The sequence below is a fragment of the Pseudomonas sp. ZL2 genome (genome assembly GCF_054788455.1).
Map to the genome: position 1 here is coordinate 45,995 of NZ_JBGOGX010000023.1, position 11,823 is coordinate 57,817.

General features: G+C 64.4%; 10 protein-coding genes. 7 read left to right on the plus strand and 3 right to left on the minus strand.

All coding sequences use genetic code 11. The features are described 5' to 3' along the window. The first annotated feature begins 39 nt into the window (after nucleotides 1-39). The 3 genes from mapR (at nucleotide 40) to ABM562_RS16780 (ending at nucleotide 5,626) form a co-directional block, all read left to right on the plus strand. Nucleotides 40-1,449, plus strand: a complete 1,410-nt coding sequence (gene mapR / locus ABM562_RS16770; protein WP_460422699.1) for a GntR family transcriptional regulator MpaR — start codon at nucleotides 40-42, stop codon at nucleotides 1,447-1,449. A gap of 66 nt (nucleotides 1,450-1,515) precedes the next feature. After that, nucleotides 1,516-3,450, plus strand: a complete 1,935-nt coding sequence (locus ABM562_RS16775; RefSeq protein WP_460422664.1) for a PoNe immunity protein domain-containing protein — start codon at nucleotides 1,516-1,518, stop codon at nucleotides 3,448-3,450. An 82-nt stretch (nucleotides 3,451-3,532) separates the two neighbouring features. Further along, a complete protein-coding gene (locus ABM562_RS16780; protein WP_460422666.1) occupies nucleotides 3,533-5,626 on the plus strand; it encodes a hybrid sensor histidine kinase/response regulator in 2,094 nt (697 codons plus the stop codon). On the opposite strand, the gene ABM562_RS16785 is transcribed toward ABM562_RS16780, so the two are convergent. Both ABM562_RS16785 and ABM562_RS16790 read right to left on the minus strand, forming a co-directional pair. Beyond that, the gene (locus ABM562_RS16785; protein ID WP_460422668.1) at nucleotides 5,627-6,373 is read right to left on the minus strand and encodes an SDR family oxidoreductase; all 747 of its coding nucleotides are present in this window, start codon (nucleotides 6,371-6,373) and stop codon (nucleotides 5,627-5,629) included. It abuts the gene before it with no gap. A 71-nt stretch (nucleotides 6,374-6,444) separates the two neighbouring features. Then, complete coding sequence (locus tag ABM562_RS16790) at nucleotides 6,445-7,620, minus strand: sterol desaturase family protein (protein WP_233674773.1); 1,176 nt, start codon at nucleotides 7,618-7,620, stop codon at nucleotides 6,445-6,447. A 156-nt stretch (nucleotides 7,621-7,776) separates the two neighbouring features. On the opposite strand from ABM562_RS16790, the gene ABM562_RS16795 reads away from it, so the two are divergent. Genes ABM562_RS16795 through ABM562_RS16810 form a run of 4 tightly spaced genes read left to right on the plus strand, consistent with a single transcriptional unit; the run spans nucleotide 7,777 to nucleotide 11,234 of the window. Continuing rightward, nucleotides 7,777-9,486 (plus strand): copper resistance system multicopper oxidase, encoded by a 1,710-nt coding sequence (locus ABM562_RS16795; RefSeq protein WP_460422670.1) that lies wholly within the window; start codon nucleotides 7,777-7,779, stop codon nucleotides 9,484-9,486. Then, nucleotides 9,479-10,345, plus strand: coding sequence for a copper resistance protein B (locus ABM562_RS16800; protein ID WP_460422671.1), 867 nt, complete (start codon nucleotides 9,479-9,481; stop codon nucleotides 10,343-10,345). Before ABM562_RS16795 ends, ABM562_RS16800 begins: the two co-directional genes overlap by 8 nt. 15 nt (nucleotides 10,346-10,360) lie before the next feature. Then, complete coding sequence (locus ABM562_RS16805) at nucleotides 10,361-10,789, plus strand: DUF411 domain-containing protein (RefSeq protein ID WP_115087817.1); 429 nt, start codon at nucleotides 10,361-10,363, stop codon at nucleotides 10,787-10,789. A 10-nt stretch (nucleotides 10,790-10,799) separates the two neighbouring features. Next, entirely contained in the window at nucleotides 10,800-11,234 is a 435-nt protein-coding gene (locus ABM562_RS16810) for a YqaA family protein (RefSeq protein ID WP_258579295.1), read from the plus strand. Here the strand turns inward: ABM562_RS16810 and ABM562_RS16815 are convergent. Further along, a complete protein-coding gene (locus ABM562_RS16815; protein ID WP_115087819.1) occupies nucleotides 11,231-11,815 on the minus strand; it encodes a DinB family protein in 585 nt (194 codons plus the stop codon). The genes ABM562_RS16810 and ABM562_RS16815 overlap by 4 nt on opposite strands. Nucleotides 11,816-11,823 lie beyond the last annotated feature (8 nt).

Below are 11,823 nucleotides of genomic sequence, written 5' to 3' on the forward strand. Positions count from 1 at the left end.
CCATACACTGCCCGAGCATCCGAAACCTTTCGAGCCATGATGAAACGCTACGAGAAATTCGCCGACGACATTGCCGAACTGATTCGCTCCGGGGTCCTCGGCCCCGGCCAGCGCGTGCCGTCGGTGCGATATGCCAGCCAGACCCACGGCGTCAGCCCGTCCACGGTATTCCAGGCCTACTACCTGCTGGAGCGCCGTGGGCTGATCCGTGCCCGGCCACGCTCGGGGTACTTCGTCAACGCCCACGCGCCGCGCCAGTTCAGCGAGCCGCAGATCATCGAGCAGGCCAGCGAGTCCACCGAGGTGGATGTCAGCGAGCTGGTGTTCTCGATTCTCGACTCGATCAAGGACCCGCAAACCGTGGCCTTCGGCTCGGCGTTCCCCAGCCCCAACCTGTTCCCGCTGCCACGCCTGGCCCGCTCCATGGCCAGCGCCAGCCGCGAGATGGACCCGCGCATGGTGGTCACCGACCTGTCGCCGGGCAACCCGCAACTGCGTCGGCAGATTGCCCTGCGCTACATGGTCGGCGGCCTGATGCTGCCCATGGAAGAGCTGCTGATCACTAACGGCGCGCTGGAGGCCCTGAACCTGTGCCTGCAGGCGGTGACCGAGCCCGGTGACCTGGTGGCCATCGAAGCGCCGGCGTTTTATGCCTGCCTGCAGATCCTCGAGCGGCTCAAGCTCAAGGCGGTGGAGATCCCCGTGCACCCGCGCGAAGGCATCGACCTCGGGGTACTGGCCCAGACCCTGGCCAAACACCCGGTCAAGGCCGTGTGGTGCATGACCAACTTCCAGAACCCGGTAGGCGCAAGCATGCCGGAGGAAAAGAAACAGCAGCTTGTGGAGCTCTTGCGCGAGCATCAGGTGCCGTTGATCGAAGACGACGTCTACGCCGAGCTGTACTACGCCCAGCAGGCGCCGAAACCGGCCAAGGCCTTCGACACCGACGGCCTGGTGATGCACTGCGGCTCCTTCGCCAAGAGCCTGGCCCCCGGCTACCGCATCGGTTGGGTCGCGGCCGGGCGCTATGCGCAAAAGATCGAACGGCTGAAGCTGATGACCTCGCTGTGCGCCTCGATGCCGGCCCAGGCGGCGATCGCCGACTACCTGCAGCACGGCGGCTACGACCGCCACCTGCGCAGGCTGCGCTACGCCCTGGAGGAACAACAGGCGGCGATGCTCGCAGCCATTGCCCGATATTTCCCGCCACAGACCCGGGTCAGCAATCCAGCTGGCGGTTACTTCCTGTGGCTGGAGTTGCCCGAGCAAATGGACTCGCTCAAGCTGTTCCAGATGGCCCTGGCCCAGGGCATCAGCATCGCCCCCGGGCCGATTTTTTCGCCGACCCGGCGCTTTCGCAACTGCATCCGCCTGAACTATGGCAGCCCCTGGACCGAGCAATCGGAAAAGGCCATGGAAACCCTGGGCAAGATCGTCCGCTCGTTTTGAGCGCCGGTTGAACTTCGAGCGCGCTTGCTGCACCCTGCGCGCTCGAATTTCCCAGGGATGGATGGCATGCACAAGCGACAGCATTTTCTTTCGCCGCAACGCTACGAGCGTTTCCTCGAACACGACCAAGAAAGCCGTGCATTCCTGCGCAACAACCGCCTGCAGGCCGACTCCGACGAACAGGAAGCGGTATTCAGCGGTAAAAGCCTCAAGGGCCTGGCGCTGGACAAGCTGCTGATCAGCTATACCGCCGGCGTCGACTTCGACGCCCTGCCCGCCTTGCTCGAGGCGCTGGTCGCCGAGTACGGGCAACTGCAACGCAAGATGGCGGTGTATGCCGAAGAGCCAGACGTCGCCCCGCTGAATCTGGACGATGTCGAAGAGCATCACGAATGCATGCAGGTCATCAGCCTGTGCATCCTGCTCGGCCGCCACGACCTGCTCGAACGCTTCGTCGCGCTGATGGACAACGGCGGCTACGCCGAACAAGACACCCTCTATGAAGACCTGCTGAGCCGGGTGCTGCCCGACCGTTACGATGTCGATGAGTGGTACCAGGACTACGCCACGCCGCTGGTGCAAACCATCTACGCCACCAGCCCCGAGCAAGCGGCCAGCCGCCTGCAGGGCTACTGCGAGCAATGGTACGAGCACTTCCTGCACGCCAGCTGGTACGACACCCATGGCGACGATATAAGCGGCTACGTCGGCTATTGGTCGTTCGAGGCGGCAGCCGTGGCCCTGCTCTATGGCATCGATACCCGCGCACTGCTGCACGTGATCTTCCCCCATGACTTGCTCGAACACGCCCGCAAACTGCCGGTTTACCACGCCATACGCTGGGAGTGCCTGGGCGACGCTGATGACCAGCACGAGGACGAAGAAGTTATCGACGAAGAGGACGACGAAGACCGCGACGAAGACTTCGCCTACGACATCAAGGCTGCCGGCGTGACCCTGTCCGATGCCATCGACGCCGGCAACATCCCGCACCTGGCCCAGGCCCTTAACACCTATGACACGGTCGAGGCGATCCTGGCCCTGGACCTTGCTGGCGACGCTCAGGAGCAGGACGACGCCTATTTTGACCTGGCCCTGGCCCTGCTCGGCTGGGTACCCGGCCCCGGCCACGGGCTCAAGCGCGTGCTGCGCCTGGTCAATCGCGACCCGCAAAAACACGCCGAGCAGCTTTACGATTTGCTGCGCCATGTGCTGCTCAATTGCAAACTGAAGACCAGCCCGGATGCCCTGCTTGAAGAAAGCCTGAACGCCGAGGTGCTGCGTGCAGAGCTTGCGCAGATCATCATGGCGGTACGTGCCAGTGCGGCTTTCCTGGCACTCGATGAGCAACGCCAGGCGCTGGTGCTGAGCGACCTGGAGCAGGCCGGCGAACACCTGGACGATCTGATCGAACGCATCGACGAACGCCTGATGCCGTGGCTTGCGGTGCAACGCAATAGCTCTGCCGAGGCTTCGGGCAGCAGCCTGCGCACCCCGGCGCAAACCAGCAAACCGCAGTCGCGGCGCGTCGACAGCCTGCGCGAACACGGTACGGTCAGTACCCATCCGGCGGCCACCGATGCCGGCAAACTCAGCCGGGAGCAGATCAACCCGGCGGCCACCAGCAACTGGCTGGAGCTGAGCCTGGACGACGGCAAGCTGGGCGGGGTTCCCGGCGCGGCCTACAAGGTGATTTTCGCCGACGGCAGCATTGCTGAAGGCCATTTGAACAACCTCGGTCATATCCGCCTTGAGGGCGTACCCTTCGGCCCGGCCAAGGTGTATTACGGTGAGGACCCGCGCCCCTACCAACGCCAGCCGATCAAGGCGCTGGACAGCAGCGCAGCGCTGATCGACCGAGACCTGCGCAGCCTGGGTTTCATCCCCTCGAAACTCGACCGGGACGACCTGTATGCCGAAACCACCGGGCGGATTGCACCGTACTGTGAACTGAACGCCCTCTGGTGGGAATGGGCCAGCGCTCGCTACCACGGCCATTGATCCGCCCGACCTGCAGCCGCGCAGTTGTTGAGTGCTGCGCGGGACGCTACATTTGCCACAGTCCCCAGGTCGGAATACGCGCATGCCGTCGAGCGAACTGCAGTCCCTGCGTCAGCAACTTGAGCAGTCGAAGCAGCAAAATAACCTGCTCAAAGCCCGGCTCGCCAAACGCAATGGCGCAGCCCCTGCACCTGTCGAGCAAGCCGAGGCCGATACCCAGCAGCGCTACCGCTTTCTGTTCGAGGCCATGGACGAAGGCTTTTGCATCATCGAATTCTTCGACGGCCCCCACGGCCCGCTCAGCGACTACGTCCACATCGAAGCCAACGCCGCCTACGCCATGCATGCCGGTATCGACAACGTGGTAGGCCAAACCCTGCGGCAGCTGGTCCCCGATGAGGCGGAAGGCTGGATTGCCCGCTACGGTCCGGTGTTGCACAGCGGCAACCCGATCCGCTTTGACCAGGAGCTGGTGGTCACCGGCCGCCACCTGGACATCTGCGCCTTTCGCCTGGAGCCGGCCAGCCGCAAGCAGGTGGCGGTGCTGTTCCAGGATGTGACTGCACGCAAGCGCGCCGAATCCGCCCTCAGGCGTCTCAACCAGGAGCTGGAACAACGGGTTGCCCAGGCAGTGGCAGAACGCAAGATCCTCACCGATGTGGTCGAAGCCACCCTGGCGCAGATCCAGGTAGTGGATCTGGACATGCGCTGGCTGGCAATCAACAGCGCTGCCCGCGACGAGTTCCGGCAGATTTTCGGCCTGACACCGAGTGTCGGCGACAGCTTGCCGAAACTGATGGCCAAGCATCCCGAAGACTGCGCCCGCGGCCTGCTGCTCTGGACACGGGCGCTCAAAGGTGAGGCCTTCGTCGACGTAACCGAGTTTGGCGAGGGTGACCAGCGTCGCCATTACGAACTGCGTTTCAGCCCGCTGCATGATGCCCACGGGCAACTGATCGGTGCCTACCTGTTCGCCTACGACATCAGCGAGCGGATCCGCGAGCAAAAGCGCCTGCGCAACACCGAAGAGGCCCTGCGCCAGGCGCAGAAAATGGAAGCGGTCGGCCAGCTCACCGGCGGCATCGCCCATGACTTCAACAACCTGCTGACCGGCATCAGCGGTTCCCTGGAGCTGTCGCGCAACCTGCTCGGGCGCGGCCGCCACCAGCATATCGACCCCTACCTGCGTACCGCCCAGGACGTGTGCAACCGCGCAGCCTCCCTGGTCCACCGGCTGCTGGCCTTTTCCCGGCGCCAGACCCTTGAACCACGCACCATCGATGTCAACCGCCTGGTCAGCGGCATGACCGAATTGATCCGCCGCAGCGTTGGCCCGCATATCGAGATCGATTTGTTTACCGCCAGCACTACGTGCCGGGCCAGCATCGACTCATCGCAACTGGAAAACGCCCTGCTCAACCTCTGTATCAACGCCCGTGACGCCATGCCGGCCGGCGGCCGGATCACCATCGAAACCCGTCATCTGCAGGCTGACGACCAGGTCGCCGCGCACCTGGACCTGGCCCCCGGTGACTACCTGGCCCTGAGCGTCAGCGATAACGGCAGCGGCATGCCACCGCAGGTGCTGGCGCGCGCCTTCGATCCGTTCTTCACCACCAAGCCGGTGGGCCAGGGTACGGGCCTGGGGCTGTCGATGGTCTATGGTTTCGTCCGCCAGTCCGGTGGCCAGGTGCGGGTGTATTCGGAACCTGGCCAGGGCACCAGTGTGCACCTGTACCTGCCACGCCTGGACAGCGCCAGCCTGCCGGCCAAAGAGTCGCTGCCGGTTGCACGCAAGCAGCGTGACCTGCGCGACATGACGGTGATGCTGGTCGATGATGAAGCAACCATCCGCATGCTGGTCGGCGAGGTACTCAGCGACCTGGGTTACGCCAAGATCGAATTCGGCGACGGCCACAGCGCCCTGCATGCACTGCAAAACGGCGCGACCGTCGACCTGTTGATCAGCGATGTCGGCATGCCCGGCGGCATGAACGGCCAACAACTGGTAGCCGCGGCCCGCCAACTGCGGCCTGGGCTGAAGGTACTGTTCATCACCGGCTATGCCGAGCAGGCGGTGCTCGGCACTGGGGTTTTCGAGCCCACTACCCGGGTGCTGACCAAGCCGTTCAGCCTCGATACCCTGGCCCAGCGCATCGAGGAGATGATGGGCTGATCAGCGCCCGCCGCCGAGGTCGAGGAAGCTGCCGGTCGAATAAGAAGCTTGGTCTGACAGCAGCCAGAGGATCGCCTCGGCCACTTCTTCGGCCCGACCGCCACGGCCCATGGGAATGCCCGGTTCGAGCTTGCTGACCCGGTCCGGGTCGCCGCTGAGCGCGTGGAAGTCGGTGAAGATGTAGCCCGGGCGCACGGCATTGACCCGCACACCTTCGCCGGCCACTTCCTTGGCCAGGCCGAGGGTGAAGGTGTCCAGCGCGCCCTTGGAGGCAGCGTAGTCGACGTATTCGTTGGGCGAGCCCAACCGCGCGGCCACCGACGAGACGTTGACGATGCTCCCACCCTCCCCGCCATGGCGGGTCGACATGCGCTGCAGCGCGTGCTTGGCGCACAACATCGGCCCGACCACGTTGGTCTTCATCAGCTTGAGCAGGCGAAACTCCGACACTTCCTCGACCCGGCTCTGCTGGCCGATGGTACCGGCGTTATTGACCAGCGCGGTGACCGGCCCCAGCTCGGCATCGACGCGCTGGAACAGCTGGATAATCTCGTCCTCGACACTGACGTCGGCCTTGACCGCAATGGCCTCGGCGCCCAGTTCACGGACCTCGGCCAGCACCCGCTGGGCGGCCTCGTCGTCACGCAGGTAGTTGATGCAGATGCGGTAACCGGCGCGTGCGGCCAGGCGCGCGGTGGCGGCGCCAATGCCGCGGCTGGCGCCGGTGATCACGATAACCTTGTCCATGGATACTCCTTGCCCCCAATGGCGTTGACCCCTCAAGGCTAACGCAGTCAGGGGCCGGGCACAAAGCCGCTTCAGGCAGCCGGTGGCGGTACGGGCGCCTTGGGTTCGGCTTTGCGCAGCGGATACAGGTGCTGGCGCACGATACCTTCAGGCAGGTCCTTGCCGAACACGCCATAACGCGCCGGCCATTCCTTGGGCGGCAGCTTGAAGGTGCCGAACAGCATGTCCACCAGCGGCGTGTGGATTGCGTAGTTCTTGTAAATGTAATCCTTGTGCCGGGCGTGATGCCAGTGGTGATAGCGCGGCAGTACCAGCAGGTAGTTGAGCCAGCCGCCGTCGATACGCACGTTGGCATGGGCCAGCACCGCCTGCACGCCCACCAGGATCACATAGGCGTTCATTGCCTGGGGCGAGAAGCCCAGCAGGATCAGCGGTGCCAGCACCCCGGTGCGGGTCAGGAGAATCTCGCAGAAGTGGATACGCGAACCGGCCAGCCAGTCCATGTGCGTGCTCGAGTGATGCACCGCATGAAAACGCCACATCCACGGCACCACGTGATACAGGCGGTGCAGCCAGTACTGGCCGAGGTCGGCAACGAACACCGCGAGCAGAAACTGCACGACGATCGGCAAGCTTTGCACCTTGGCCTGCAAGGTGTCGGAGACCACCCAGCCGGCCAGCCAGCCGGAAGAGGCGGTGACGAAGATGAGGATGAACTGCACCAGCATATGGCTGACGAAAAAGTAGCTGAGGTCGGTGCGCCAGTGCGGGCGCAGGATGTTCTGCTGCGGGTCCTTGGCGTAGAGCTTTTCCAGCGGGATGAAGATGATCGCCGACACCAGCAGCGCCAGCACGAACCAGTCCAGGCCCAGCGAGTACGGGGTCTGGCCGATGGTTTCGGTCTGGATGTTGGTGCCCCCCAGAAACATCGCCAGCCCTGCCGCGCTAATGCCGGTAAAGCCCAGGCGCTTGCGCTTGTTGAGGAGGATGTTCAGGGTGCCCAGGGCAAAGGCCAGGATCAGCCCGATCAGCAGCGCGGTGCGGGCAAAGTGCACGCTGTAGACCTTGCGGAACTCGGCAAAGGTCAGCCACTGCGGAAACAGAAAGCACAATACCGCCAGCAGGCTGAGCAGCCCGAGGGCGGCCGAAATGTAACCGCTGATACGCCCCTGGCCAAGTCTGAACGGGTCGTGGCCGTGGCGTTTGAAATAGGCCTTGATTGCCTGCATGAATCGCTGATCCTTCATAGTGGTGGGCTCCGTGCGGCGCGGAGTATACCGACCTGCGGCCACAAGTGAACGCGTGCATGCCTGGGCAGCTGACAAATCTGTAATCCACTGCTCAGTTTGCTGACAGTCAGTGCTGGCTAAGGTCGTGCCATCCCAGCCCCTGGAATGGCACCCATGCTTCGACACCCGACCCGCCGCACCTTCGTCAAGGGCTTTGCCGCCGGCAGCGCCCTGGCCGGTCTCGGCCTCTGGCGCCTGCCGGCGTTTGCCGCACCTGCGGTGTTCAGCAATGAACTGAGCGGCCAGCACTTCGAGCTGTTTATCGGTCAAACGCCGGTGAACATCACTGGCCGCTCGCGCACGGCCCTGACCATCAACAACAGCCTGCCCGGCCCGACCCTGCGCTGGCGTGAAGGCGACACCGTGACATTGCGCGTGCGCAACCGCCTGGGCGAGCCGACCTCGCTGCACTGGCACGGGATCATCCTCCCGGCCAACATGGACGGGGTGCCGGGCCTGAGCTTTGCCGGCATCGAACCCGGTGGCGAGTACCTCTACCGGTTTACCCTGGCGCAGAGCGGCACCTACTGGTACCACAGCCATTCCGGCTTGCAGGAACAGGCCGGGGTCTACGGGGCGATCGTCATCGAACCCCAAGAGCCCGAAGCCCATCGCTATCAGCGCGACTACGTGCTGTTGCTCAGCGACTGGAGCGACCAGGCCCCCGCCGAGCTGATGGCGACCCTGAAAAAGCAGTCGGACGCCTTCAACTATCACAAGCGCACCGTCGGTGACTTCATCGACGATGTCGCCAGCAACGGCTGGCGGCAAACCGTCGCCGAGCGCAAGGCCTGGGCCGCCATGCGCATGAGCCCCACCGACCTTGCCGACATCAGCGCCGCCACCTACACCTACCTGCTCAACGGCCAGCCACCGGACGGCAACTTCACCTGCCTGTTCCAGCCCGGCGACACCGTGCGCCTGCGCCTGATCAACGGCTCGGCGATGAGCTACTTCGATTTTCGCATTCCGGGCCTGAAGCTCACGGTCATTGCCGCCGATGGCCAACCGGTGCAGCCGGTCGAGGTCGACGAGTTGCGCATCGCCGTGGCCGAAACCTATGACGTACTGGTGCGGGTCGGTGACCTGCCCGCCTACACCCTGTATGCCCAGAGCATGGACCGCAGCGGCTACGCCCGTGGCACCCTGGCGCGCAGCAATGGCCTCAGCGCCGAGGTGCCGGCACCGGACCCGCGGCCGATCCTGAGCATGGCCGACATGGGTCACGCTGGCATGGCTGACATGGGCGGCATGGACCACAGCCAGATGGCCGGCATGGACCATTCGATGATGGCCGGCATGCAGCAGCACCCGGCCAGCGAAACCGGCAACCCACTGGTCGACATGCAGACCATGAACCCCAAGCCCAACCTCGCCGACCCGGGCATCGGCCTGCGCAACAACGGCCGCCGGGTGCTGACCTATGCCGACCTCAAAAGCACCTTCGCCGACCCCGATGGCCGCGAGCCGTCACGGGAGATCGAACTGCACCTGACCGGGCACATGGAGCGCTTCGCCTGGTCGTTCAATGGCATCAAGTTCTCCGACGCCGAGCCGTTGCGCCTGACCTACGGCGAGCGCCTGCGCATCACCCTGGTCAACGACACGATGATGGCCCACCCGATCCACCTGCATGGACTGTGGAGCGACCTGGAGGACGAACACGGGCGCTTCCAGGTGCGCAAGCACACCCTCGACATCCCGCCGGGCAGCCGGCGCAGCTACCGGGTCAGCGCGGACGCCCTGGGGCGCTGGGCCTATCACTGCCATCTGCTCTATCACATGGAGATGGGCATGTTCCGCGAGGTACGCGTCGATGAATGAGCTTCTCAATCGCCCACTGCTCGGCAGCCTCGCCCTGCTGGCCTTGCTGGCCAGTGAAGAGGCTCGCGCCGAAGTCATGGATCATGCCGCCATGGGCCACGGTGCCATGAACCATCAAGGCATGAACCACAGCATGGCGCCGGGCACTCCAAGCACGCCACTGCGTCCGATCACCGACGCCGAGCGCCAGGCGGCCTTCCCGCCCCTACCCGGTCATCAGGTCCATGACCGGCAGATGAACTGGGCGGTGATCGTCGAGCAACTGGAATACCAGAACTTCGAGAGCAGCAGCGCCCTGAACTGGAACGCCAATGCCTGGATCGGCGGCGATGTCGATCGCCTATGGCTGCGCACCGAGGGTGAGCGCGAACAAGGTGTGACTCACAAGGCCGAGCTGCAGGCCCTCTGGGGGCACGCCATCAGCCCCTGGTGGGAACTGGTCGGCGGTCTGCGCCAGGACTTCAAGCCGGCCAGTGGGCAAACCTGGGCCGCCTTCGGTATCCAGGGCACGCCGCTGTATGGCCTGGAGCTGGAAGCCACCGCCTATGTCGGCGAGCGCCAGCAAACCGCGCTGCGCCTGGAGAGCAGTTACGCTATCCTGCTGACCAATCGCTGGATCCTCGAACCGTCGCTCGAGGCCAATTTCTACGACCGTAACGACGCGACACGGGACCAGGGCAGCGGCCTTGCCGACAGCGAGATCGGCCTGCGCCTGCGCTACGAAATCACCCGCGGCTTTGCCCCTTACCTGGGCATTAGCTTCAACCGGGCCTATGGCAACAACGCCGAACAGATCCGTGATGAGCACGGCGATATCGGCCAGACCCGCCTGGTCGCCGGTGTGCGCCTGCGTTTCTAGAAGTGGAGAAGTACCATGCTGAGCAAGAAAATCGTCGCCTTCGGCCTGCTGGCCCTGAGTACCCTGGCTCAGGCCGGGCAGACCATCGACGTGTACCGCGACCCCAACTGCGGCTGCTGCAAGGAATGGATCAAGCACCTGCAAGACAACGGCTACACGGTCAATGACCATGTCGAGCCGAACATGAGCGCGGTCAAGCAGCGCCTGGGTGTCGCACCGCGTCTGGCCTCGTGCCACACCGGGGTGATCGACGGCAAGTTCGTCGAAGGCCATGTACCGGCTGAGCAGATCAAGCTGCTGGGCAAGCGCCCCGATCTCAAGGGCCTCGCCGTACCGGGCATGCCCATGGGCTCGCCGGGCATGGAAATGGGCGACCACAAGGACGCCTACCAGGTCATCGGCCTGACCCTTGAGGGCAAGGACGAAGTGGTCGCCAACTACTGATCTGACCGTGATGCTCAGCTATTGGGCGCTGTTTCTCAGCGCCTTCGGCGCAGCCACCTTGCTGCCGCTGCAATCGGAAGCCGTGCTGGTCGGCCTGCTGCTGCGCGAACCTGAAGCCATGGTCAGCCTGTTGCTGATCGCCACCGCCGGCAACGTGCTCGGTTCGATCGTCAACTGGCTGCTGGGCCGCGGCATCGAGCACCTTCGCGGCAAACGCTGGTTCCCGTTCAAGCCCGAGCAGCTGGAAAAAGCCCAGCAACGTTATCAGCGCTATGGCCAGTGGTCGCTGCTGCTGAGCTGGATGCCGGTGATCGGCGACCCGCTGACGCTGATTGCCGGGATCATGCGCGAGCCGTTCTGGCGCTTTTTAGTGCTGGTCACTGTCGCCAAAGCCGGCCGTTACCTGGTGCTGGCGCTGCTGACGCTCGGCTGGATGCAGCACTAGCGCCCCCAGATCTGCGCCTCGGTCCAGCCCAGCTCGGCAAAGTCCTGGGCGCGCAGGTGCGCTTCATCCTCACAGAAGAACTCATCCAGCTGCGGCGGGCGCACCGAGGTGTCACTGAGCATCGCGTGCACCTGGCCGCGGTGGTGAATCTGGTGCTCGAACAGGTGCGACAGCAGGCGCAGGCGTTGCTCGCGCTGCACCCAGTCGGGGCGCACGATATTCACGTAACGGTGCAACTGGTCGTCACGCAGCTGGCTGCAGTAGGCGATCAGCCGGTGGTCGGCCTGGACCTGTTCGGCGTGCAGTTCCAGACAGGTGGCATAAGGCTCATCGGGCTCGAAGAAGCGCTGGCTGTCCGGGTCGGGCGCTTCGCCGCGCTGCTCGCACTCGAGGGCCTGCAGGTAGAACCAGTCGACGGTGAGGATGTGGTTGAGGGTGGCCTTGATCGACGGGAAGAAACTCGCCCGTGGGGCGACGAACTCGTCCTGGCTCAGTTGCCTGCAGGCCTTGTACACCCTGTGGTTGGCCCAGCCATTCTGGTAGGCCATGGTCAGCAGGTAGTGCGAGAGAGGCTCGGCCATGATCGATT

Excerpts from the sequence above, each read along its gene's own strand:
- mapR (WP_460422699.1), top strand. The coding sequence starts at position 40 with ATGAAACGCTACGAGAAATTCGCCGACGACATTGCCGAACTGATTCGC.
- ABM562_RS16775 (WP_460422664.1), top strand. The coding sequence starts at position 1,516 with ATGCACAAGCGACAGCATTTTCTTTCGCCGCAACGCTACGAGCGTTTC.
- ABM562_RS16780 (WP_460422666.1), top strand. The coding sequence starts at position 3,533 with ATGCCGTCGAGCGAACTGCAGTCCCTGCGTCAGCAACTTGAGCAGTCG.
- ABM562_RS16785 (WP_460422668.1), bottom strand. The coding sequence starts at position 6,373 with ATGGACAAGGTTATCGTGATCACCGGCGCCAGCCGCGGCATTGGCGCC.
- ABM562_RS16790 (WP_233674773.1), bottom strand. The coding sequence starts at position 7,620 with ATGAAGGATCAGCGATTCATGCAGGCAATCAAGGCCTATTTCAAACGC.
- ABM562_RS16795 (WP_460422670.1), top strand. The coding sequence starts at position 7,777 with ATGCTTCGACACCCGACCCGCCGCACCTTCGTCAAGGGCTTTGCCGCC.
- ABM562_RS16800 (WP_460422671.1), top strand. The coding sequence starts at position 9,479 with ATGAATGAGCTTCTCAATCGCCCACTGCTCGGCAGCCTCGCCCTGCTG.
- ABM562_RS16805 (WP_115087817.1), top strand. The coding sequence starts at position 10,361 with ATGCTGAGCAAGAAAATCGTCGCCTTCGGCCTGCTGGCCCTGAGTACC.
- ABM562_RS16810 (WP_258579295.1), top strand. The coding sequence starts at position 10,800 with ATGCTCAGCTATTGGGCGCTGTTTCTCAGCGCCTTCGGCGCAGCCACC.
- ABM562_RS16815 (WP_115087819.1), bottom strand. The coding sequence starts at position 11,815 with ATGGCCGAGCCTCTCTCGCACTACCTGCTGACCATGGCCTACCAGAAT.